Genomic DNA, 22,537 nt, shown 5'->3' on the forward strand with positions numbered 1-22,537 from the left:
CTGAGGAGAGAATTGCTACATGCGCATATGGATCGACGCCGACGCCTGCCCCAAGGCAGCCAAGGACCTGATCGTCAAATTCGCCCTCAAGCGCAAGCTCGAGGTGATCATGGTGGCCGGCCAGGCCGTGGCCAAACCGGCGTTCGCCGTGGTACGGCTGATCGTGGTGCCCAGCGGCATGGACGCCGCCGACGATTACCTGGTCGAGCATGCCGTGCCTGGCGAACTGGTGATCTGCAGCGATGTACCGCTGGCCGACCGGCTGATCAAGAAGGGCGTCGCGGCGCTGGACCCGCGTGGCCGCGAGTTCGACGAACGCAACATGGGCGACCGCCTGGCCGCGCGCAACCTGTTTACCGAACTGCGCGAGCAGGGCCAGGTAGGTGGTGGGCAGGCGCCCTATGGCGAACGCGAGAAGCAGGCGTTCGCCAACGCGCTGGACCGTATCCTCACGCGCCTCAGCAAGGGCTGATCAGTCGCCCTCGTGGGTCAATTCCAGCACCCGGTCCACCAGCTTGTAGATGCCGCCAGCCGCCTCGCTGATCGACTTGGCTACCATGTACGCCGGGGTGGTCACCAGCTTGCGCTGGGTGTCTTCAACGATGTCATGCACATCACACTCTTCATGGGTGCCGCCCATCTTGACCACCGCGGCGGCGGTGCCGGCATCGTTACCGATGGTGCACACCACGCCCGGGCCATAGATTTTCGCCGCCAGCGCCGGTGAGATGCAGATCAGGCCGACCGGCTTGCAGGCCTCGGCAAAGGCTTCAGCCAGGGCCAGGACATCCGGCTGTACCGTGCAATCGGTACCTTCCACGGCAAAGTTGGACAGGTTTTTCGCCGCACCAAAGCCGCCAGGCACGATCAGCGCATCGAAGTCTTCAACCTTGGCTTCACGAATGTCCTTCACCTCGCCACGGGCGATACGCGCCGACTCCACCAGCACATTGCGCGACTCGGGCATCACTTCGCCGGTGAGGTGGTCGATCACATGCATCTGCGCGATGTTCGGGGCAAAGCACTGCACCTGCGCGCCGCGCTGGTCGAGGCGCAGCAGGGTGATCACGCTTTCATGGATTTCGGCGCCGTCGTAGACGCCACAGCCGGAAAGTATCACCGCTACTTTTTTCGTCATGCTCATTACTCCAGTGTCGAGGCGCTAAATGTCCTCTAGTTTGGCAGATGTGGCCATAGGGATTGCCGTGGGTGCATCCTAATCTCTGTGGATACCCTTCGAGGCTGCTGTCCATGGACCTGATTCTGCTGGCCGTGCCGTTTTTCTTCGTGTTGATCGCGGTTGAACTGGTCGCCGACCGTGTGCGTGGCCAGCGCAATTTCACCCTGGCCGACTCGATCAACAGCCTGAGCACCGGCGTGCTGTCCACCAGCACCGGCTTGCTGACCAAAGGGGTGGGGCTGCTGACCTACGCGCTGGCCTGGGAGCACCTGGCGTTGCTGCGTTTGCCGGCGAACGCCTGGTGGGCCTGGCTGCTGGCCTTCGTGCTCTACGACTTCTGTTACTACTGGCTGCACCGCCTGGGCCACGAGCGCAACGTGCTGTGGGCAGCCCATTCGGTGCACCACCAGAGCGAGGAGTACAACCTCACCACTGCGCTGCGCCAGACCAGCAGCGGCTTCCTCTTTTCGTGGATCTTCTACCTGCCGTTGGCACTGGTCGGCGTGCCGCCTTTGGTGTTCATCACCGTGGCGTCGCTCAACCTGCTGTACCAGTTCTGGGTGCATACCCGGCACATTCCCAAGTTGGGCTGGCTTGAATGGGTGCTGATCACGCCGTCCAACCATCGCGTCCACCATGCGCAAAATCCTGTTTACTTGGATCGTAACTACGGCGGTGTGTTCATTCTTTGGGACCGCCTGTTCGGCACCTTCAAGGAAGAAGACCCGGCCGAGCCTGTGGTGTTTGGCGTGACCACGCCGCTGGCCAGCTGGAACCCGCTGTGGGCCAACCTGCAGTTCTACGCCCAGCTCTGGGGCGACGCCCGGCGCACCGAACGCCTGTGGGACAAGCTGCGCATCTGGTTCATGCCCACCGGCTGGCGGCCGGCCGATGTGGCTGCGCGTTATCCACAGGCCAAGCAGAACCTGGCGCTGTTCCGCAAATTCGAGATCGCCCTGGGAAGGGCGCAGCAGGTTTATGTGGTGCTGCAGTTCGCCGTCTACGTGGCGTTGGGCAGTTACCTGATGGACGCCGCCGAACGCGTGCCGACAGCGGCCCTGGTGCTGGGTGGGGCGGTGATGGCGCTGGGGTTGTTCGCCTTGGGCGCGGCCCTTGAGGACAGGCCGTGGGCAGGGCGCCTGGAGCTGGCGCGCCTGCTGGTGAATGCGCCGGCCTTGTACCTGGCCGGCGCGCTGGGCTTATGGGCGGTTACGCCTCTGGCCTGGTTCCTGCTCGTGTTTTACAGCCTGCTCAGCCTCTGGGGCCTGGCTCGCTGCCGCCGCCTTGCGCTCCGCGCGCAGCGTGCGGAAGCGTCGGCGCAGCCACAGCAGGGCACCCAGCAGCAGCAGGCCGCCGAGCACCCATAGCTCGTACTTCTTCACATTGCCCAGCATGCCTTCGAGAATGGCCCCAAAGTGGTACGCGGCAGCGCCCAGGGCCAAGGCCCAGATGGCCGCGCCGATGCCGTTGAGCAGCAGGTAGCGGCGCGGCGGGTAGCCGGACAGGCCGATGGCCACCGGCATGACCGTGCGCAGGCCATAGACGAAGCGGAAACTCAGCACCCAGATGTCGGGGTGGCGGCGAATATGCTCCAGCGCGCGATCCCCCATGGCCTGCCAGCGTGGCTTGCGCGCGAGGATTTTGCGCCCGTGGCGGCGGCCCATGAAGTACCACAGCTGGTCGCCGGCGTAGCTGCCGAAGAACGCCACGATCACCACCAGGCTGATGTCCATGTACCCGCGGAACGCAAGAAACCCTGCAAGCACCAGGATGGTCTCGCCTTCAAAGAAGGTGCCTAGAAAAAGGGCAAAGTAGCCGAAATCCTGCAGGAATTGTTGAAGCATTTTCTGAGGTGCTGGCGAAATGAACGCGCAGCCTACCCCTTCGCGCGCATTCGTGAAAGTGTCCAAATGTGTCTCGACGTGAACAATTCCTACAAGGACAATGGCTTTGCCCTCAAGCTGCGGCTTGCATCAGTCTGTAACACAGACGTCATAATGGCTGCTTATCGTCCCGCTCAATAGATGATAGGGCGTTAACGTCCTCCAGGAACGTCCAGATGAATAATGAAGCGCTTACACCTGTCGTGATCAAGGATGCCGAGGCTGTCCCCGAAGAGCGGGTGCAGACCCCGCCCGATCTGCCAGAGCCCCCGGAACCCGTGGCCGAGGCCGTTGCCGCAGCCGCACCGGTGCATGCGCCCGCGCCGGCCATCGCCATCCCGAGCCTGGACGACAGCAGCCTGTACATTCATCGTGAGCTGTCGCAACTGCAGTTCAACATCCGCGTGCTGGAGCAGGCGCTGGATGAGTCCTACCCGCTGCTCGAGCGCCTGAAGTTCCTGCTGATTTTCTCCAGCAACCTCGACGAGTTCTTCGAGATCCGCGTGGCGGGCCTGAAGAAGCAGATCAACTTCGCCCGCGAACAGGCCGGTGCCGATGGCCTGCAGCCGCACCAGGCGCTGGCGCGCATCAGCGAGCTGGTGCACATCGAAGTGGAGCGTCAATACGCAATCCTCAACGATGTGTTGCTGCCGGAGCTGGAAAAGCACGCTATCCGCTTCATCCGTCGCCGTTACTGGACGCCCAAGCTCAAGGCCTGGGTTCGCCGCTACTTCCGCGATGAGATCGCGCCGATCATCACGCCGATCGGCCTCGACCCGACCCACCCGTTCCCGTTGCTGGTGAACAAGAGCCTCAACTTCATCGTCGAACTCGAAGGCGTCGACGCCTTCGGCCGCGACTCGGGCCTGGCGATCATCCCGGCACCGCGCCTGCTGCCGCGTGTCATCCGCGTGCCGGAAGAGGTTGGCGGCGCGGGCGACAACCACGTGTTCCTGTCATCGATGATCCACGCCCATGCCGACGACCTGTTCCAGGGCATGAAGGTCAAGGGCTGCTACCAGTTCCGCCTGACGCGTAACGCCGACCTGGCGCTGGACTCCGAAGAAGTCGACGACCTGGCCCGCGCCCTGCGCGGCGAGCTGTTCTCGCGCCGTTACGGCGATGCCGTGCGCCTGGAAGTGGCCGACACCTGCCCGAAACACCTGTCCGACTACCTGCTCAAGCAGTTCAGCCTGAGCGAGAGCGAGCTTTACCAGGTCAACGGCCCGGTCAACCTGACCCGCCTGTTCAGCATCACCAGCCTGGACAGCCACCCGGAGCTGCAGTACACGCCGTTCACCCCGGCGATCCCCAAGCTGCTGGTGAATGCCGACAACATCTTCAGCGTGATCAGCAAGCAGGACATCCTGCTGATGCACCCGTTCGAGTCCTTCACCCCGGTAGTCGACCTGCTGCGCCAGGCCGCCAAGGACCCGCACGTGCTTGCCGTGCGCCAGACCTTGTACCGTTCCGGGGCCAACTCGGAAATCGTCGACGCGCTGGTCGATGCGGCGCGTAACGGCAAGGAGGTCACTGCGGTGATCGAACTGCGTGCGCGTTTCGACGAGGAGTCCAACCTGCAGATGGCCAGCCGCCTGCAGGCCGCTGGCGCGGTGGTGATCTACGGCGTGGTCGGCTTCAAGACACACGCCAAGATGATGCTGATCCTGCGCCGCGAGCAGGGCGAGATCGTCCGCTACGCGCACCTGGGTACCGGTAACTACCACGCCGGCAACGCCCGCCTGTACACCGACTACAGCCTGCTGACCTCCGACGATGCCCTCACCGAAGACGTCGGCAAGCTATTCAGCCAGCTGATCGGCATGGGCAAGACGCTGCGCATGAAAAAACTGTTGCATGCGCCGTTTACCTTGAAAAAGGGCATGCTCGACATGATCGCCCGGGAAACCCAGTTCGCCCTGGATGGCAAGCCCGCGCACATCATCGCCAAGTTCAACTCGCTGACCGACGCCAAGGTCATCAAGGCGCTGTACAAGGCCAGCCAGTCGGGCGTGAAGATCGACCTGGTGGTGCGTGGCATGTGCTGCCTGCGCCCAGGCATCGCGGGGGTGTCGCACAACATCCAGGTGCGCTCGATCATCGGCCGCTTCCTCGAACACACCCGGGTGTTCTACTTCCTCAACGGCGGCGAAGAGCAGATCTACCTGTCGAGCGCCGACTGGATGGAGCGCAACCTCGACAAGCGTGTCGAGACCTGTTTCCCGGTGGAGGGCAAGAAGCTGCTGCTACGGGTGAAGAAGGAGCTGGAAGGTTACCTGACTGACAACACCCATGCCTGGACGCTGCAGCCTGACGGGCGCTACGTGCGCAGCAGCCCGACCGGCAACCAGAACCCGCGCAGTGCCCAGGCAACCCTGCTGGAGCGCCTGAGCAACCCGGTCCTCAACGTACGCTGAGGACGAAATTGACCCGGGCCAGCCACTCCGCCTCGTTGGCGAAGTCGGCCTGGGTCAGCTGGTTCTGCTCCAGCCAGCCCTGCGGGAAGACCACGTCGAGGCTGTTGTTGGCGGCCTCAAGCTGGACCTTCGGCATCTGTTGGGTACCACGGATGTGATGGAACAGGATGGCGAAGCGCAGCAGCACGCACAGGCGCAGCAGCTTCACACCTTCATCGCCCAGGTCGGCGAACTTCTCCTTGGGGATGTTGCGGCGGTGGCCACGCACCAAGAGCGCCATCATCTGCTGGTCTTCACGCGAGAAGCCCGAGAGGTCGGAGTGCTCAATCAGGTAGGCGCCATGCTTGTGGTAGTGGTAGTGGGCAATGTCCAGGCCAATTTCGTGAATTTTGGCTGCCCAGCCCAGTAGATCGCGCCAATTTCCCTCTTCAAGGTCCCACGCCTTGGCTACCTGGTCGAAGGCGTGCAGGGCCTTGCGCTCGACGCGTGCAGCCTGGCCATGGTCGACGTGGTAACGCTCCATCAGCGAGTTAAGGGTGCGCTCGCGCACGTCTTCATGGTGGTGGCGGCCGAGCAGGTCGAACAGCACGCCTTCTCGCAGGGCGCCGTCGCAGTGGTCCATGCGTTGCAGTTCCAGCGCGTCGAAAATCGCTTCGAGAATCGCCAGGCCGGCCGGGAAGATGGTGCGCCGGTCGGGTTTGACGCCGTCGAAATCGATCTTGTCGACCTCACCGAGCTTGAACATCTTGCGTTTGACCCAGGCCAGGCCGTCGGCATTGACCTCGCCACTCCCCAGGCCCCCGGCCTTGATTGCGGCGCCGATGGCGCGGATGGTCCCGGAGGAGCCGATGGCTTCGTCCCAGGTCAGGCGGTGCAGGGCGTTTTCGATGCTCATCAGTTCCAGGCGCGCAGCGGTGTAGGCTTGGGCGTAGCGTGCCGGGGTGATCTTGCCGTCGCGGAAATAACGCTGGGTGAAGCTGACGCAGCCCATCTGCAGGCTTTCGCGCAGCAGCGGCTCGAAGCGCTGGCCGATGATGAACTCGGTGCTGCCGCCGCCGATGTCGGCGACCAGGCGTTTGCCGGGGGTATCGGCCAGGGTGTGGGAGACGCCCAGGTAGATCAGGCGCGCTTCTTCACGGCCTGAGATCACCTCGACCGGGTGCCCAAGGATCGCCTCGGCACGCTGGATGAATTCGTTGCGGTTGCGCGCTTCGCGCAGGGCATTGGTGCCAACGATGCGCACGGCGCCCGCAGGCATGCCGTTGATCAGTTGGGCAAAGCGCTTGAGGCATTCAAGGCCGCGCTCCATCGCTTCTTCGCTGAGCATGCGCGCTTCGTCGATGCCGGCGGCCAGCTGAACCTTTTCGCCGAGACGCTCGAGAATGCGGATCTCGGTATGGTGAGCCTTGGCCACGACCATGTGGAAACTGTTGGAGCCGAGGTCGATGGCGGCGATCAGGGACAGGTTCTTCGCGGTGGTATGCGGCATGATCTGGGGGTTCTCGGTCGTTAACCTGGCAATCGTGCCACGATCCGGGGCTGTCGCCAACGCGCGGCACGCCAAGGCTTGATACAAGGCAATGTGCCATTCGATGGTATGACACTTGTGTGACGGTTTCGATTCGTGGCGTCTTGCACAACTATAGTGACACTCAATCGTCCGCGGCTTCCTGTAGACCGTGGGTGCGGCTATCATGGGCCACGTTTTTTGCTTACGACCCTGGAGATATCCATGAGCAGCGATCTGATCAAACACGTCACCGACGCCACCTTCGAGGCCGAAGTCCTGCAAGCCCAAGGCCCGGTGCTGGTCGACTACTGGGCTGAATGGTGCGGCCCATGCAAGATGATCGCGCCAGTCCTGGACGACATCGCTTCCACCTACGAAGGTAAACTGACCGTCGCCAAGCTGAACATCGACGACAACCAGGAAACCCCGGCCAAGCACGGCGTGCGTGGCATCCCGACGCTGATGCTGTTCAAGAACGGCAACGTCGAGGCCACCAAGGTCGGCGCACTGTCCAAATCACAGCTGCAAGCGTTCCTCGACGCCCACCTGTGATGTGAAAAAGCCCCGGAAATACCGGGGCTTTTCTTTTCCAACCCACTAGACGTCGAAAAAAGCAAGTGTTACATTCGGCCTCGCACTGCTTCTCCAGTGCCCCCTGCACGCCGTCGCCGACGCACTCCTAATTAGAATCTGTGCGCGATCCTATCGCCTTCTAGCGGCGCGGCTTCATTAAGCCAGAAGCTTAATCCTCCCTCATACATGATTACGTCACTCCCCTTATGAACCTGACTGAACTCAAGCAAAAGCCGATTACCGATCTGCTGGAAATGGCCGAACAGATGGGCATCGAAAACATGGCCCGTTCGCGCAAACAGGACGTGATTTTCGCCCTGCTGAAGAAGCACGCGAAAAGCGGCGAAGAGATCTCGGGTGACGGCGTGCTGGAGATTCTCCAGGATGGTTTCGGTTTCCTGCGTTCCGCTGATGCGTCCTACCTGGCCGGCCCTGACGACATCTACGTCTCGCCCAGCCAGATCCGCCGCTTCAACCTGCGTACCGGCGACACCATCGTCGGCAAGATCCGCCCGCCAAAGGAAGGGGAGCGTTACTTCGCCCTGCTGAAGGTCGACACGATCAACTTCGATCGCCCGGAAAACGCGAAGAACAAGATCCTGTTCGAAAACCTGACGCCGCTGTTTCCGAACAAGCGCTTGAAGATGGAAGCCGGCAACGGTTCCACCGAAGACCTGACCGGCCGCGTCATCGACCTGTGCGCCCCGATCGGCAAAGGCCAGCGTGGCCTGATCGTCGCCCCGCCGAAAGCGGGTAAAACGATCATGCTGCAGAACATCGCGGCGAACATCACCCGTAACAACCCCGAGTGCCACCTGATCGTTCTGCTGATCGACGAGCGCCCGGAAGAAGTGACCGAAATGCAGCGCACCGTGCGCGGCGAAGTGGTCGCCTCGACCTTCGACGAGCCGCCGACCCGCCACGTGCAGGTTGCCGAGATGGTCATCGAGAAGGCCAAGCGCCTAGTCGAGCACAAGAAGGATGTGGTCATCCTGCTCGACTCCATCACCCGTCTGGCGCGGGCTTACAACACCGTGATCCCGAGCTCCGGCAAGGTCCTGACCGGTGGTGTCGACGCTCACGCCCTGGAGAAGCCGAAGCGCTTCTTCGGCGCCGCGCGTAACATCGAGGAAGGCGGTTCTCTGACCATCATCGCCACCGCGCTGGTTGAAACCGGCTCGAAGATGGACGAAGTGATCTACGAAGAGTTCAAGGGTACCGGCAACATGGAGCTGCCCCTGGACCGTCGTATCGCCGAGAAGCGTGTATTCCCGGCCATCAACATCAACCGCTCCGGCACCCGCCGCGAAGAGCTGCTGACCGCTGATGATGAACTGCAGCGCATGTGGATCCTGCGCAAGCTGCTGCACCCGATGGACGAGATCGCCGCCATCGAGTTCCTGGTCGACAAGCTCAAGCAGACCAAGACCAACGACGAGTTCTTCCTGTCGATGAAGCGCAAGTAAGCGGTTAGCTCGTTCAAGTAATGATTGGGGCTGCTTCGCAGCCCATCGCCGGCAAGCCGGCGATGGGGCGCGAAGCGGCCCCAAGTCATTTTTGGCCATTGCACGCCGTTCGGCGCTACACTCTGCACCCCGACCGATACGGCCAATACGAGGCTCATGCATGCAGTATCGCGATTTGCGCGACTTCATCCGTGGCCTGGAGCAGCGCGGCGAACTCAAGCGCATCCAGGTTCCGATCTCCCCCGTCCTGGAAATGACCGAGGTGTGCGACCGCACCCTGCGTGCCAAGGGCCCGGCCTTGCTGTTCGAAAAGCCCACAGGCTTCGACATCCCGGTGCTGGGTAACCTGTTCGGTACCCCGGAACGGGTAGCCATGGGCATGGGTGCCGAGTCGGTCGATGAGCTGCGCGAGATCGGCAAGCTGCTGGCCTTCCTCAAGGAGCCGGAGCCGCCGAAGGGCCTGAAAGACGCCTGGTCGAAGCTGCCGATCTTCAAGAAAGTCGTGTCGATGGCGCCGAAAGTGGTCAAGGATGCGGTGTGCCAGGAAGTCGTAGTCGAGGGCGATGACGTCGACCTGGGCCAGCTGCCGATCCAGCACTGCTGGCCGGGCGATGTGGCGCCGCTGATCACCTGGGGCCTGACCGTGACCCGCGGCCCGAACAAGGACCGCCAGAACCTGGGCATCTATCGCCAGCAGGTGATCGGCCGCAACAAGGTCATCATGCGTTGGCTGAGCCACCGTGGCGGTGCGCTGGACTACCGCGAATGGTGCGAAAAGAACCCTGGTCAGCCGTTCCCGGTTGCCGTGGCCCTGGGCGCCGACCCTGCGACCATTCTCGGCGCCGTGACGCCGGTGCCTGACACCCTGTCCGAGTACGCCTTCGCCGGCCTGCTGCGCGGCAACCGCACCGAGCTGGTCAAGTGCCGCGGCAGCAACCTGCAGGTGCCGGCCACCGCCGAGATCATCCTCGAAGGCGTGATCCACCCAGGTGAGATGGCGCCAGAAGGCCCTTACGGCGACCATACCGGCTACTACAACGAGGTGGACAGCTTCCCGGTGTTCACCGTCGAGCGCATCACCCATCGGCAAAAACCGATCTACCACAGCACCTACACCGGTCGGCCGCCTGATGAACCGGCGATCCTTGGCGTTGCGCTGAACGAAGTGTTCGTGCCGATCCTGCAGAAGCAGTTCCCGGAGATCGTCGACTTCTACCTGCCGCCGGAAGGGTGCTCGTACCGCATGGCGGTGGTGACCATCAAGAAGCAGTACCCCGGCCACGCCAAGCGCGTGATGCTGGGTGTGTGGTCGTTCCTGCGACAGTTCATGTACACCAAATTCGTTATCGTCACCGACGACGACATCAACGCCCGCGACTGGAATGACGTGATCTGGGCCGTCACCACGCGCATGGACCCCAAGCGTGATACGGTGATGATCGACAACACGCCGATCGACTACCTCGACTTCGCGTCGCCGGTATCGGGCCTGGGGTCGAAGATGGGCCTGGATGCCACGCACAAGTGGCCGGGCGAAACGACACGCGAATGGGGCCGGGTCATCGTCAAGGACGAAGCCGTCACCCGCCGCATCGATGAGCTGTGGGATCAGTTGGGAATAGATTGATGCAGGTAACGTTGCAGCCGTCCGGGGCGGTGCTGGCGCTCGAACCCGGGGAACGGATCCTGGATGGAGCGCGGCGGCTGGGCTATGAGTGCCCGAACAGCTGCCGCAATGGCAATTGCCATGTCTGCGCCGCATTGTTGGTCGAAGGTCGCGTTCGTCAGGACGGTGAGGTGCGTGACCATGGCGAGCTGTTCACGTGCATCGCCGAACCGCTGGAGGACTGTGTTTTGCTCTGGGATGGTGTGCTGGCCCTGGGCGAGCTGCCAGTACGCAAGCTGGCATGCAGTGTCGTCGAATGTGTCGACGTCGGTGGCGACGTCTGGCGCGTGCGGCTGCGCGCGCCGGCGGGCAAGCCGTTGCGCTATCACGCCGGGCAGTACCTGATGATCGAGCGCGAGGGCGGCAAGCCGGCAGCCTTCTCGCTGGCGTCGGCACCCCATAGCGGGCGCGAGCTGGAGCTGCACGTGCTGGCGCGTGAAGCCAGCGCCCTGCAGTTGCTCGAGCAATTGCAGCGCAATGGCCTGGCGCGGGTCGAGATGCCGTTTGGTGATACCCACCTGGCCGAGTTGCCCGATGGCCCGCTGGTGCTGATTGCCGCCGGTACCGGCATGGGCCAGATGCACAGCCTGGTCGAACATTGCCGCGCCCAAGGCTTCAAGCACCCGGTTCATCTCTACTGGGGGGTACGCCGCCCGGAGGACTTCTACGCCATCGAGCATTGGGACGAATGGCAGCGCCTGCCCAACCTGTTCCTGCACAAGGTGGTCAGCGACCTGTGTGGCTGGGAAGGCCGTTGCGGGATGCTGCACGAGGCCGTGTGCGAAGACGTGCAGGACCTGAATACGGTCCACGTCTATGCCAGTGGCTCGCCCAACATGGTGTATGCCACCCTCGATGCGCTGGTCGAGGCCGGCATGGATGCGCACCGCATGCGTGCCGATGTGTTTGCCTACGCGCCGCGTGGTTAATAACCGAAGTTTCTGGCCGTGGGTATAAGGCGGTATTTGTTACCGCCTTGGCTAATAACTTTCGCTCGACTCGAAACGCTACGTTCCAATCGTCGGAAGTTCGCGCGAAACTTGGGTTTCGGGACTTGAGTGTTGGCGTGTTTCTATCCTAAGGTGAATGCAGGCACCCACGGTGGTGGGGCGCAAGCCCCGTCTCGCAGCGGCTCTCGCCACATCGGTAGTTCACAGGGAATAATGGCGGCAGCTTATGTCGGCACTTGAAAGTTTGTCCTGGAAAAGTTCTTATCCTCCGGCGCTCGACTTCGGCCAGCAACTGACCCGCGAGCAATTGCTCAACTCCATGCACATGACCATGTCGCGCCATGAAGGTGGGCCCGTTTGGTTGTTCGCCTATGGTTCGTTGATCTGGCGCCCGGAGTGCAGTTCGGTTGAGCGTCAGCGTGCACGCGTGCATGGCTATCACCGTGGGCTTTACCTGTGGTCGCACGAGCACCGTGGCACGCCGGAAACGCCGGGCCTGGTGTTCGGCTTGGACCGCGGTGGTTCGTGCAGTGGTTTTGCCTATCGCCTGGATGAAAGCAACCTCGACGATTCGCTGATGGCCCTGTGGCAAAGGGAGATGCCGTACCCGGCGTACCGGCCGCACTGGCTCAGTTGCCGGCTGGGGGATGGCAGCAAGGTTCAGGCGCTTGGGTTTGTGCTGGAGCGGCATTTGCCGTGCTACGCCGGCAATCTGCCGGACACCTTGCTCAGTCAAATCCTGGCAAGCGCCAAGGGGCGTTATGGCACCACGCGCGAGTACGTCGAGCAGACGTTGAATGCACTGCGTAATCACCAGATGCCGGACCGCAACCTGGAGGCGCGCTTTAGGCGCTGCCATAACCTGCGCGAAGTCTGATCGCTCATTTGGCTTGCCGGCTTCATCGCGGGTTAACACGCGATGAGGCCAGTGCAGGCAACCTGGCAGCAATGCCTTACCTGGCCAGCACCACCAACTTACCCACAGCCTTCCTCTGCCCCAACTGCTCGATCGCAGCCCCAGCTTCGGCCAGTGGATAAGTCTGCGACACCAGCGGCTTCAGCTTGCCCTCGGCATGCCAGGCAAACAGCTGCCGGAAGTTGGCCGCGTTGTCCTCCGGTTGGCGCTGCGCAAACGAACCCCAGAATACGCCCAGCACCGCTGCCCCCTTGAGCAGCACCAGGTTTGCCGCCATCTGCGGGATCGTGCCGCTGGCAAAGCCGACCACCAGCAACCGGCCATTCCAGGCCAGCCCGCGCACCGCCTGGTCGAACAGCTCGCCGCCGACCGGGTCGTAGATCACATCCACGCCCTGGCCGCCGGTCAGGCGCTTGATTTCGTCCTTGAGGCTGGCCTGGCTGTAATCGATCAGCTCGTCCGCCCCCGCCGCCTTGGCCACGGCGAGTTTGTCGGCGCTGCTGGCCGCCGCGATCACCTTGGCGCCCATGGCCTTGCCGATCTCCACTGCCGCCAGGCCGACACCCCCGGACGCACCCAGCACCAGCAGGGTTTCCCCGGGCTGCAGCTGGCCGCGTTGCCTGAGCGCATGCATCGAGGTGCCGTAGGTCATCCCAAACGCGGCAGCGGTGGTGAAGTCCATGGTTTCGGGAATGGGCATCACGTTGTAGAACGGCACGGCTACCTGTTCGGCGAACGCACCCCAACCGGTCAGGGCCATGACCCTATCACCCACCCTGAACGCGCCGGCGCGCTCACCCACTGCGCTGACCAAGCCCGCTGCCTCGCCGCCCGGCGAGAACGGCAGGGGCGGTTGGAACTGGTATTTGCCCTCGATAATCAGGGTATCGGGGAAGTTGACCCCGGCCGCCTGCACGTCGAGCAGGACCTCGTTCTTCTTCGGCGTCGGGCTGGCCACCTCTTCCAGTACCAGGTCCCGTGCAGGGCCCAGGGTTTTGCACAACACAGCTTTCATCGGGCTATTCCTTTGCGTGTAGTGGCCGATAAGTGTAGGAGGACCGCGTGCCGGGTCAACGAGCATGGTCCGTCCTGATGGGTTGGCATAAGCCGGGGCTTGGGTTTGAGCGGCGCGCTGGGTAAGCTGGCGCCAATTGTTTTGAGGAGCGAATTCGTGAAAGCGTGGATCTTGATGGTGCTGGCCCTGATGCTGCCAGCGGCGGCCATGGCCGAAGAAGCCAAGGAAGGGGCCCCCAAGGTTTCCTACATCAGCCTGAGCCCGCCCTTCGTCGGCAACTACGCCCTCGACGGCAGCCCCAGGCTGCGCGTGTACAAGGCCGACGTCGCCCTGCGCGTGACCGGCGATGAAGCCGCCAAGGCGGTGAAACACCACGAACCGCTGATTCGCAATCAGCTGGTGGCGCTGTTCACCCAGCAGGGTGTGGATAACATGAGTAACGTCGAAGCCAAGGAAGCGCTGCGCCAGCAAGCGCTGAAGCAGGTGCAGCAGGTGATGGAAGCGGAAGAGGGCAAGCCGATTGTCGAAGATCTGCTGTTCAATAACCTGATTGTGCAGTGATCTGAGCAAACGGCTTCAATTCAAAAATCAAAGTTTACGCGGTCCCTGCGGGCGCGGGTTTACCGCGCCCACGCCGTTAGCGTTGTTCATGCGATAGGCGAGGTAACTTCCGGTCACCGCGCAAGCGCGACAATCGCCGCCCACTGCTCCTCGGTCACTGGCATCACCGATAACCGCGTCCCTTTCTGCACCAGTGGCAACTCCGCCAGCGCACTCTGCTGCTTGAGCAACCCAAGCCCCAGCACCTGCCTGAACGTCTTCACGTGCGCCACATCCACCGCGCTCCATGGGTTCTTTTCGGCACTGGCCTTGGCATCGTGGTAGTGGCTCTCGGGGTCCAGTGCAGTCGGGTCCGGGTAGGCCGCTGCAGTGATCCGGGCTATCCCGGCAATCCCGGGTTGCGGGCAGCTGGAGTGATAGAAGAAAAACTCATCGCCTACGCTCATGGCCCGCAGGAAGTTGCGTGCCTGGTAGTTGCGCACCCCGTCCCAACGCGCTTCGCCCAAATGGCCCAGGCCTTCGATCGAGAGCTCGTCGGGCTCGGATTTCATCAGCCAATAGGCCATGGATGCTGCTCCTGAAAAGGGTTGAAACAACCTGTTGCACGAAACCGACAGCCGGTTGGCGTCAACGTTTGCGTGCTGGCTCAGGTTGGCGGAAAATGCGCCGATTTTAACGCTAGACGCTCCGGCGACACCAAGAAGGTCGTCGAGCCTGAACAGTATGCCTGGGGGGCATTCTTCGATGAATCAACGTAAACCGGACCTGCTTTGGGTCCTGGTCTTCATCTTCGGCCTGGGTGTGGTCACCACCGGTTATGCGCAAGGTATCTGGGAGCGCAAGCTCGATATCGCCTATCAGACCCCGGTCGACACCAGCCAGCCGCAACGCTGATTCTCTGCTGACGCCACTCAGCTTGGCGCCAGGTACCAGCCACGGTCCGAGACCGTGCCCTGCAGTGGTACGTCCCAACTGGCCTGGGCCAGCCGTTCGACCTTCTGGCATTCATGAGCCAGTCCCAGCAGCAGCGGTTTTTTCCACGTTTTACGGCGGGCCTGGTAAGCCAGGCTGCGATCGTAGAAGCCACCGCCCATGCCAAGTCGCCCGCCGACTTCATCGAAGCCCACCAGCGGCAGCAGGATCAGGTCCAGCGACCAGATCGGGCGTTGTCGCCGACGATCGGTCAGTGGCTCTGGAATACGGAAGCGGTTGCGCTTGAGCTGCTCACCCTGTTCGAAACGCTGGAACACCATGCGCGTGCGCGGCCAGGCGTGCAGCACCGGCAGGTAGACGCGTTTGCCCCGGCGCTGGGCCTCGCGCAGCAGCAGGCGTGGGTCGATTTCAGCGTCGTTGGGCAGGTACAGGGCAATGTGCCGAGCGCGGCGGAACAGCGGGTGCTGTGCCAGCTGGCGATACAGGCCCAATGAGGCCTGGCGTTGCTGGGCGGGCGTGAGTGCGCGACGGGCATTGCGCAGCAGGCGACGAAGCTGGGGGCGGGTGAGCGGCGCGGTGTCGGTCATGGCACAGGCGTTCCCGGGTGTCGAAGCGTAAGGCGAGAATTGCCCGCCGGTCAGGGCGGGCAATTGAAATCAGGCTCCCCGATAAGACCGCTATCGGTGTAGCCCTTGAACCCGAAAGTTCAAGGTGGAGATTGCAGGGGGCGTTAAGGCTTTCCGTCGGGCGGACATGCACACCGGCCCCAGCGTGCAACCCCCGTGGTTGTGCGTATCGGCTCAGGGACATAACCGACTGGCGCATCCCCCAGGGAGTGGCGCCAGTATACCAATCTCAGCCAATTTTGGTATCCGCATCGTCGGACAACGCCTTGTCCACGCGATCGAGCAGGTCGCGGACCTGCTCGCGGGTGGCGTTGCCAGCAGGCGCGTCAGTGCGATCTTCCTGGCGGTGCAGCATCTCGTGGGTGATGTTCAACGCCGCCATGACCGCAATGCGGTCGGCGCCGATCACCTTGCCGCTGCTGCGGATCTCGCGCATCTTGCCGTCCAGGTAGCGTGCGGCGCTGACCAGGTTGTTGCGTTCTTCCGGCGGGCAGATGATTGAGTATTCCTTGTCCAGGATCTGCACGGTGACGCTATTGCTTGAACTCATGAGTCTTGCTCCAGGGCCTTGAGGCGTAAGATCATCGACTCGACCTTGCGCTTGGCGATCTCGTTCTTTTCGATGAGGTGGGCGCGCTCTTCGCGCCAGGACTTTTCCTGAGCTACTAGGAGTGCATTCTGCCGTTTTAGTTGCTCGACGCGGTCGATCAGCGACTCAAACCGGCTCATCAATGCTTGCAGGTCGTTCTCTTGCGTGGGTTGCACTCGATTCGCTCCGTCATGAATCACCCGTCGATGATGCCTCTCCCTGAACGGTGGCGGCCAGTGCCGATGGTCTTGGCGCGCCTGCCGGTGCTAGGATACAAGGCCTTCATTCTAGTCAAATGCGCCGTCTGGCGCCTAGCCGACCATGCCTAATACCCAATCGCCTTACATCGCCTTCGCCATGCTGCTCTCGAGCAATGGCCATCCTGTCACTCCTGCCGAGCTGCACGGCTTGCTGGTCGGGCGCAGCTGCGCCGGTGCCGGCTTCGATGCCGACGCCTGGCTGGCCGACGCCGCTCAACTGCTTGAAATCGAACCGGGTGACACGGTTCGCAATGCCCTGATCGGCCTTCAGGAGATGGTCAAGGGCGAGCTGACCAGCGATGACATGGCCATCGTGCTTCTGCTGCCTACCGATGACGCTGCGCTGGCCGACCGTGCTGCGGCACTGGGCCAGTGGTGCCAGGGTTTCATCACAGGCTTCGGCCTGAACGCGGGCGGCAAGGACCTTTCCGACGAGGCCAAGGACGTACTGCAGGACCTGGTTGCGATCTCTCAAGTCCAGGAAGCCCTCGAAGAGTCCGAAGACGGCGAGAGCGACTACATGGAAGTCATGGAATACCTGCGTGTGGCGCCGCTGCTGCTGTTCTCCGAGCTGGCCAAGCCGGCGGCACCCGCCTCCAAGCCATCGCTGCACTGATCAACCGGGGGTCGTCCTGCCCATGAGCCACATACCCAAGGCCGAATATGCCCGTCGGCGCAAGGCGCTGATGGCGCAGATGGTCCCGAACAGCATTGCCATCCTGCCAGCTGCCGCGGTTGCCATCCGCAACCGCGACGTCGAGCACGTATACCGCCAGGACAGCGATTTCCAGTACCTCAGCGGCTTCCCCGAGCCCGAGGCGGTGATCGCCTTGATCCCTGGGCGCGAGCATGGCGAGTACGTGCTGTTCTGCCGCGAGCGCAACCCTGAGCGCGAGCAATGGGACGGCCTGCGTGCCGGCCAGGAAGGTGCGGTCCGTGACTTCGGCGCGGACGATGCTTTTCCGATCACCGACATCGACGAGATCCTGCCCGGCCTGATCGAAGGCCGCGAGCGGGTCTACAGCGCCATGGGCAGCAACCCCGAGTTCGACCGTCGGCTGATGGACTGGATCAACGTGATCCGCTCCAAGGCGCGCCTCGGCGCGCAGCCGCCGAACGAGTTCGTTGCGCTGGATCACCTGCTGCACGACATGCGCCTGTATAAATCGGCGGCAGAGGTGAAAGTGATGCGCGCAGCCGCAGATATTTCCGCCCGCGCCCATGTGCGGGCCATGCAGGCCTGTCGGGCCGGGCTGCACGAATACAGCCTGGAAGCCGAGCTGGACTACGAATTCCGTAAAGGCGGGGCGAAAATGCCTGCCTACGGCTCGATCGTCGCCGCTGGCCGCAACGGCTGCATCCTGCACTACCAGGAGAACAATGCCCCGCTCAAGGACGGTGACCTGGTGTTGATCGACGCCGGCTGCGAAATCGACTGCTATGCCAGTGACATCACCCGCACCTTCCCGGTCAGCGGGCGTTTCTCGCCTGAGCAGAAGGCCATCTATGAGCTGGTGCTCAAGGCCCAGGCCGCCGCATTCGCCGAAATTGCCCCGGGCAAGCACTGGAACCACGCGCATGAAGCGACCGTGCGGGTGATCACCGAAGGCCTGGTGGAACTCGGGTTGCTCAAGGGCGATGTGCAGGCGTTGATCGACAGCGAAGCCTATCGCGCCTTCTACATGCACCGCGCCGGGCACTGGCTGGGCATGGATGTGCACGATGTGGGCGAATACAAGGTCGGTGGCCAGTGGCGGGTACTGGAGCCAGGCATGGCGCTGACCGTCGAGCCGGGCATCTACATTGCCGGCGACAACCAGAGTGTCGCGAAAAAATGGCGCGGCATCGGCGTAAGGATCGAGGACGACGTGGTGGTGACCAGGCAAGGTTGTGAAATTCTGACGTCGGGCGTGCCCAGGACGGTCGCCGAGATCGAGGCGCTGATGCAGGCCGCACGTAAGGACGCTGCATGAGCCGCGTCAACCTGGCGATCATTGGTGGCGGCCTGGTCGGTGCCAGCCTGGCCCTGGCCCTGCATACCGGCGCCAAGGCGCGTGGCTGGAAGATCCTGCTGATCGAGCCGTTCGCCCCCGGCGACAGCTTCCAGCCCAGCTACGACGCGCGCTCCTCGGCGCTGTCGTTCGGTACCCGGCAGATCTATCAGCACCTGGGCCTGTGGCAAACCATCAGCCCGCGTGCCGAGCCGATCCGGCAGATCCAGGTCTCCGACCGTGGGCGCTTCGGCTCCACCCGCCTGGATGCGCTGGAAGAAGGCGTGCCGGCGCTGGGCTATGTGGTCGAGAACGCCTGGCTGGGCCAGTGCCTGTGGCAAGGCCTGGACACCGAGGTGGTGAGCTGGCGCTGCCCGGCCGAGGTCAAGGCACTGCAGGCGATTGCCGGTGGCTACCGCCTGCAACTGGACGATGACACCAGCCTGGAATGCGACCTTGCGGTGCTGGCCGACGGTGGCCGCTCTGGGTTGCGTGAGCAACTGGGCATCCATGTGCGTCGCACGCCGTACGAACAAAGCGCGCTGATCGCCAACATCACCCCCGGCGAGGCCCATTGTGGCCAGGCCTTTGAACGCTTTACCGAGCAAGGCCCCATGGCCCTGCTGCCGTTGCCTGATAACCGCTGCGCGCTGGTCTGGACCCGCCAAGGGATGGACGCCAAGCGCCTGGCCGAGGTCGATGAGCGCAGCTTCCTGCGTGAACTGCAGGATGCCTTCGGCTACCGCCTCGGCGCCTTGCGCCAGGTCGGCGCACGGCACCTCTACCCGCTGGCGCTGGTCGAGGCCGAAGAGCAGGTACGCCCGCACCTGGTGGTGCTGGGCAATGCCGCGCACAGCCTGCACCCCATCGCCGGGCAGGGTTTCAACCTGTCGCTGCGTGATGTGCAGTCGCTGGCTGACGCACTGCTGGCCGGCCCGCAGCAGCCGGGCGACCTGACGACCCTGCAGGCTTATCAGCAACGCCAGCGGCTCGACCAGGCCCTGACCATCGGTTTTTCTGACCAGGTCACCCGCCTGTTCGGCAGCAACCAGCCGTTGCTGGCGGCCGGGCGCAACCTCGGTCTGCTTGGGCTCGACCTGCTGCCGCCGGCAAAGAGCTGGTTCGCCCGCCAGGCCATGGGCCTGGGTACCCGCCCCGATCCGCGGGGCCAGGCATGAGCAACCCGCGCCGCCTGGCGCGACGTGCACGCATGTTGCGCTGGATGCTGAACCTCTACCCGCCGTACCTCGGTGCCGGGATCCGCATCCAGCACATCAGCCCGGACATGCGCAGCGTCAAGGTGCGCATGAAGCTGACCCGCTGGAACCGCAACTACGTCGGTACCCAATTCGGTGGCAGCCTGTACTCCATGGTCGATCCGTTCTACATGCTGCTGCTGATCGAGCAGCTGGGCCGTGAGTACATCGTCTGGGACAAGGCAGCCAGCATCGACTTCATTTCGCCGGGCAAGGGCCCGGTGTATGCAGAATTCCACGTCGATGACGCGCTGCTGGATGAGATCCGCCAGCAGACCGCCAGCGGCAAGAAGTACCTGCCCCGTTTGCAGGTCGATATCCGCGACGGTGCCGGCGAGCTGGTGGCGCGGGTCGATAAAACCCTATACGTGCGGCTCAAGCCGCAAGCGAGGCAGGCGTAAGGCATGGAAATGCGCGCAGATCTGTTGATTGTCGGTGCCGGTATGGTCGGCAGCGCCCTGGCCTTGGCCTTGCGCCACAGCGGCCTGGAAATTCTCCTGCTCGACGGGGGCCCGTTGTCGGTGAAACCGTTCGATGGCGCTGCCCCGTTCGAACCGCGCGTCAGCGCCCTGTCGGCAGCCAGCCAGCGCATTCTCGAGCGCGTGGGCGCCTGGGAAGGGATCGCCAAGCGGCGTGTTTCGCCGTATTCGGACATGCAGGTGTGGGACGGCAGCGGTACCGGGCAGATCCACTTCTCGGCGGCCAGTGTGCACGCCCAGGTGCTTGGCCACATCGTCGAGAACCGTGTCGTTCAGGATGGCCTGCTGGAGCGCCTGCACGACAGCGATATCGGCCTGCTGCCCAATGCTCGCCTGGAGCAGATGCGCCGTTCCGGCGATGAGTGGCTGCTGACCCTGGCCGATGGCCGCCGCCTGCGTGCGCCGCTGGTGGTGGCTGCCGACGGGGCCAATTCGGCGGTGCGGCGCCTGGCCGGTTGCGAAACCCGCGAGTGGGATTACCTGCACCACGCCATTGTCACCAGCGTACGCTGCAGCGCGACGCATCAGGCAACGGCCTGGCAGCGCTTCACCGACGAAGGGCCGCTGGCGTTCCTGCCGTTGTCGCGTGACGGCCAGCAAGACTGGTGTTCGATCGTCTGGTCGACCACGCCGGAACACGCCGAGCAGATCATGGCGTTGGACGCCCAGGCCTTCCTCAAGGCCCTGGAACGCGCCTTCGAGGGGCGATTGGGCGAAGTGTTGCAAGCCGACCCGCGGGTCTGCGTGCCGCTGCGCCAGCGCCACGCCAAGCGCTATGTGGACGAAGGGCTGGCGCTGATCGGCGATGCCGCGCACACCATCCACCCGTTGGCCGGGCAGGGCGTCAACCTGGGCTTCCTCGATGCCGCTGTGCTGGCCGAGGTGCTGGTCAATGCCGGCGGGCGTGGTGAGCGCCTGGCGGATGTGAAAGTGCTGAGCCGCTATGAGCGCCGGCGCATGCCGCACAACCTGGCATTGATGGCGGCGATGGAAGGCTTCGAGCGGTTGTTCCAGGCCAACCCGCTGCCGTTGCGCTGGTTGCGAAACAGTGGGTTGAAGCTGGTGGAGCAGATGCCGGAGGCCAAGGCATTGTTCGTGCGCCAGGCGCTGGGGCTGACCGGCGACCTGCCTGAGTTGGCCAAGCCCTGAGGGTCCCTTGCAACATCCGGTAACGGCTGGGTAGGTGAGCCAGAAAATGGGATTCACTACCATTTGCGCCTCTCATACGATCCGAGGAGTGCTTTCCATGTTGCCACGCAAGCCCCTACTGGCCGCCCTGGCCCTGACCCTGTTCGGCGGCACGGCCCAGGCGGCGGACGAAGTGGTGGTGTACTCCTCGCGCATTGACGAGCTGATCAAGCCGGTGTTCGACGCCTACACCGCCAAGACCGGGGTCAAGATCAAGTTCATCACCGACAAGGAAGCCCCGCTGATGCAGCGCATCAAGGCCGAGGGCGAAAACGGGGTGGCCGACCTGCTGCTGACCGTCGATGCCGGCAACCTCTGGCAGGCCGAGCAGATGGGCATTCTGCAGCCGATCAAGTCGCCCATCATCGACCAGAACATCCCTTCGCAGTACCGCGCGTCTTCCCACGACTGGACTGGCTTGAGCCTGCGTGCGCGGACCATCGTCTACTCCACCGAGCGGGTCAAGCCGGCAGAGTTGAGCACCTACGAAGCACTGGCCGACAAGAACTGGGAGGGCCGCCTGTGCCTGCGCACGGCGAAAAAGGTCTACAACCAGTCGCTGACCGCCACGCTGATCGAGAACCATGGCGAAGCCAAGACCGAGCAGATCGTCAAAGGCTGGGTGAACAACCTCTCCACCGACGTGTTCTCCGATGACAATGCAGTGATCCAGGCTGTCGCGGCGGGCCAGTGTGATGTCGGGGTGGTCAACACCTACTACTATGGCCGCTTGCACAAGGAAAAGCCGGATCTGCCGGTGAAGATCTTCTGGCCCAACCAGGGCGACCGTGGCGTGCACGTCAACCTGTCGGGCATCGGCCTGACCCAGCATGCGCCGCATCCGGAGGCTGCCAAGAAGCTGGTGGAATGGATGACCGGCGAGGAGGCGCAGAAGTTGTTCGCCGACATCAACCAGGAGTTCCCGGCCAACCCGAAGGTCAAGCCATCGGATGAAGTCGCGGCCTGGGGCAACTTCAAGGCTGACAGCATTCCGGTCGAAGTGGCCGGCAAACGCCAGGCCGAGGCCATTCGCTTGATGGACCGGGCTGGCTGGAACTGAGTTATTCTTCCGGGGCCT

Annotated in this window: 23 protein-coding genes, 1 other RNA gene and 1 pseudogene; 16 read left to right on the forward strand and 9 right to left on the reverse strand. The window is 63.3% G+C overall.

Features of this window, described 5'->3' with window-relative positions:
* Window positions 1-19 precede the first annotated feature (19 nt).
* Entirely contained in the window at window positions 20-472 is a 453-nt protein-coding gene (locus tag ACIPIJ_RS17815; protein ID WP_401079039.1) for a YaiI/YqxD family protein, read from the forward strand.
* On the opposite strand, the gene elbB is transcribed toward ACIPIJ_RS17815, so the two are convergent.
* Window positions 473-1,138 carry an isoprenoid biosynthesis glyoxalase ElbB gene (gene elbB / locus ACIPIJ_RS17820; protein WP_401079042.1) on the reverse strand — a complete coding sequence of 222 codons (666 nt, stop codon included), beginning with the start codon at window positions 1,136-1,138 and terminating at the stop codon, window positions 473-475. It abuts the gene before it with no gap.
* A gap of 113 nt (window positions 1,139-1,251) precedes the next feature.
* Here elbB and ACIPIJ_RS17825 point away from each other — a divergent pair.
* Window positions 1,252-1,878, forward strand: a pseudogene (locus ACIPIJ_RS17825) (sterol desaturase family protein); the annotation flags it as partial.
* Between the two features lie 501 nt (window positions 1,879-2,379).
* Here ACIPIJ_RS17825 and ACIPIJ_RS17830 read toward each other — a convergent pair.
* Window positions 2,380-3,024 (reverse strand): DedA family protein, encoded by a 645-nt coding sequence (locus ACIPIJ_RS17830; protein ID WP_401079045.1) that lies wholly within the window; start codon window positions 3,022-3,024, stop codon window positions 2,380-2,382.
* 215 nt (window positions 3,025-3,239) lie between these two features.
* Between ACIPIJ_RS17830 and ppk1 the strand changes: the two genes are divergently transcribed.
* A complete protein-coding gene (gene ppk1, locus ACIPIJ_RS17835; protein ID WP_401079048.1) occupies window positions 3,240-5,480 on the forward strand; it encodes a polyphosphate kinase 1 in 2,241 nt (746 codons plus the stop codon).
* On the opposite strand, the gene ppx is transcribed toward ppk1, so the two are convergent.
* Entirely contained in the window at window positions 5,467-6,969 is a 1,503-nt protein-coding gene (gene ppx, locus ACIPIJ_RS17840) for an exopolyphosphatase (RefSeq protein WP_401079051.1), read from the reverse strand. The two genes, ppk1 and ppx, sit on opposite strands and share 14 nt — an antisense overlap.
* A 243-nt stretch (window positions 6,970-7,212) precedes the next feature.
* Between ppx and trxA the strand changes: the two genes are divergently transcribed.
* The 5 genes from trxA (at window position 7,213) to ACIPIJ_RS17865 (ending at window position 12,522) form a co-directional block, all read left to right on the forward strand.
* Window positions 7,213-7,542: a thioredoxin TrxA gene (trxA, locus tag ACIPIJ_RS17845; RefSeq protein ID WP_401079054.1), complete on the forward strand. Its 330-nt coding sequence runs from the start codon at window positions 7,213-7,215 to the stop codon at window positions 7,540-7,542.
* A 227-nt stretch (window positions 7,543-7,769) separates the two neighbouring features.
* Window positions 7,770-9,029 carry a transcription termination factor Rho gene (gene rho, locus ACIPIJ_RS17850; RefSeq protein WP_003253661.1) on the forward strand — a complete coding sequence of 420 codons (1,260 nt, stop codon included), beginning with the start codon at window positions 7,770-7,772 and terminating at the stop codon, window positions 9,027-9,029.
* A gap of 160 nt (window positions 9,030-9,189) precedes the next feature.
* Window positions 9,190-10,656 carry a 4-hydroxy-3-polyprenylbenzoate decarboxylase gene (gene ubiD / locus ACIPIJ_RS17855; RefSeq protein ID WP_401079057.1) on the forward strand — a complete coding sequence of 489 codons (1,467 nt, stop codon included), beginning with the start codon at window positions 9,190-9,192 and terminating at the stop codon, window positions 10,654-10,656.
* Window positions 10,656-11,624 carry a CDP-6-deoxy-delta-3,4-glucoseen reductase gene (locus tag ACIPIJ_RS17860; protein ID WP_401079060.1) on the forward strand — a complete coding sequence of 323 codons (969 nt, stop codon included), beginning with the start codon at window positions 10,656-10,658 and terminating at the stop codon, window positions 11,622-11,624. The genes ubiD and ACIPIJ_RS17860 overlap by 1 nt, the downstream gene beginning before the upstream one ends.
* Window positions 11,625-11,871: 247 nt before the next feature.
* Window positions 11,872-12,522 carry a gamma-glutamylcyclotransferase gene (locus tag ACIPIJ_RS17865; protein WP_401079062.1) on the forward strand — a complete coding sequence of 217 codons (651 nt, stop codon included), beginning with the start codon at window positions 11,872-11,874 and terminating at the stop codon, window positions 12,520-12,522.
* 76 nt (window positions 12,523-12,598) lie between these two features.
* Here the strand turns inward: ACIPIJ_RS17865 and ACIPIJ_RS17870 are convergent, their stop codons facing one another.
* The gene (locus ACIPIJ_RS17870; RefSeq protein WP_401079065.1) at window positions 12,599-13,576 is read right to left on the reverse strand and encodes an NADPH:quinone oxidoreductase family protein; all 978 of its coding nucleotides are present in this window, start codon (window positions 13,574-13,576) and stop codon (window positions 12,599-12,601) included.
* 156 nt (window positions 13,577-13,732) lie between these two features.
* Here ACIPIJ_RS17870 and ACIPIJ_RS17875 point away from each other — a divergent pair, with 156 nt between their 5' ends.
* Entirely contained in the window at window positions 13,733-14,137 is a 405-nt protein-coding gene (locus ACIPIJ_RS17875; protein WP_401079066.1) for a flagellar basal body-associated protein FliL, read from the forward strand.
* Window positions 14,138-14,250: 113 nt separating this feature from the next.
* On the opposite strand, the gene ACIPIJ_RS17880 is transcribed toward ACIPIJ_RS17875, so the two are convergent.
* Window positions 14,251-14,703: an EVE domain-containing protein gene (locus ACIPIJ_RS17880; RefSeq protein WP_401079069.1), complete on the reverse strand. Its 453-nt coding sequence runs from the start codon at window positions 14,701-14,703 to the stop codon at window positions 14,251-14,253.
* 178 nt (window positions 14,704-14,881) lie between these two features.
* Here ACIPIJ_RS17880 and ACIPIJ_RS17885 point away from each other — a divergent pair, with 178 nt between their 5' ends.
* Window positions 14,882-15,031, forward strand: coding sequence for a hypothetical protein (locus ACIPIJ_RS17885; RefSeq protein ID WP_401079072.1), 150 nt, complete (start codon window positions 14,882-14,884; stop codon window positions 15,029-15,031).
* 17 nt (window positions 15,032-15,048) lie between these two features.
* On the opposite strand, the gene ACIPIJ_RS17890 is transcribed toward ACIPIJ_RS17885, so the two are convergent.
* The 4 genes from ACIPIJ_RS17890 to ACIPIJ_RS17905 all read right to left on the reverse strand — a co-directional run bounded on the left by ACIPIJ_RS17890 (window position 15,049) and on the right by ACIPIJ_RS17905 (window position 16,425).
* Window positions 15,049-15,657: a 5-formyltetrahydrofolate cyclo-ligase gene (locus tag ACIPIJ_RS17890; protein ID WP_401079074.1), complete on the reverse strand. Its 609-nt coding sequence runs from the start codon at window positions 15,655-15,657 to the stop codon at window positions 15,049-15,051.
* Between the two features lie 71 nt (window positions 15,658-15,728).
* A non-coding RNA gene (gene ssrS, locus ACIPIJ_RS17895) (6S RNA) lies at window positions 15,729-15,908 on the reverse strand.
* Between the two features lie 17 nt (window positions 15,909-15,925).
* Window positions 15,926-16,246, reverse strand: a complete 321-nt coding sequence (locus ACIPIJ_RS17900) for a cell division protein ZapA (RefSeq protein WP_346615249.1) — start codon at window positions 16,244-16,246, stop codon at window positions 15,926-15,928.
* Complete coding sequence (locus ACIPIJ_RS17905; protein ID WP_401079841.1) at window positions 16,243-16,425, reverse strand: TIGR02449 family protein; 183 nt, start codon at window positions 16,423-16,425, stop codon at window positions 16,243-16,245. The genes ACIPIJ_RS17900 and ACIPIJ_RS17905 overlap by 4 nt, the downstream gene beginning before the upstream one ends.
* 181 nt (window positions 16,426-16,606) lie before the next feature.
* Between ACIPIJ_RS17905 and ACIPIJ_RS17910 the strand changes: the two genes are divergently transcribed.
* From ACIPIJ_RS17910 to ACIPIJ_RS17935, 6 genes are all read left to right on the forward strand, one after another.
* On the forward strand, window positions 16,607-17,161 hold the full coding sequence (locus tag ACIPIJ_RS17910; protein ID WP_401079076.1) for a YecA family protein: 555 nt from the start codon (window positions 16,607-16,609) through the stop codon (window positions 17,159-17,161).
* 22 nt (window positions 17,162-17,183) lie between these two features.
* On the forward strand, window positions 17,184-18,518 hold the full coding sequence (gene pepP, locus ACIPIJ_RS17915) for a Xaa-Pro aminopeptidase (protein ID WP_401079079.1): 1,335 nt from the start codon (window positions 17,184-17,186) through the stop codon (window positions 18,516-18,518).
* On the forward strand, window positions 18,515-19,714 hold the full coding sequence (ubiH, locus tag ACIPIJ_RS17920; protein WP_401079082.1) for a 2-octaprenyl-6-methoxyphenyl hydroxylase: 1,200 nt from the start codon (window positions 18,515-18,517) through the stop codon (window positions 19,712-19,714). Before pepP ends, ubiH begins: the two co-directional genes overlap by 4 nt.
* A complete protein-coding gene (locus ACIPIJ_RS17925) occupies window positions 19,711-20,193 on the forward strand; it encodes a DUF4442 domain-containing protein (RefSeq protein ID WP_401079084.1) in 483 nt (160 codons plus the stop codon). Before ubiH ends, ACIPIJ_RS17925 begins: the two co-directional genes overlap by 4 nt.
* 9 nt (window positions 20,194-20,202) lie before the next feature.
* On the forward strand, window positions 20,203-21,420 hold the full coding sequence (locus tag ACIPIJ_RS17930) for a 2-octaprenyl-3-methyl-6-methoxy-1,4-benzoquinol hydroxylase (protein ID WP_401079842.1): 1,218 nt from the start codon (window positions 20,203-20,205) through the stop codon (window positions 21,418-21,420).
* 97 nt (window positions 21,421-21,517) lie between these two features.
* On the forward strand, window positions 21,518-22,519 hold the full coding sequence (locus ACIPIJ_RS17935) for an extracellular solute-binding protein (protein WP_401079087.1): 1,002 nt from the start codon (window positions 21,518-21,520) through the stop codon (window positions 22,517-22,519).
* Window positions 22,520-22,537 lie beyond the last annotated feature (18 nt).

The organism is Pseudomonas sp. NPDC087185, assembly GCF_044744955.1.
GTDB lineage: Bacteria > Pseudomonadota > Gammaproteobacteria > Pseudomonadales > Pseudomonadaceae > Aquipseudomonas.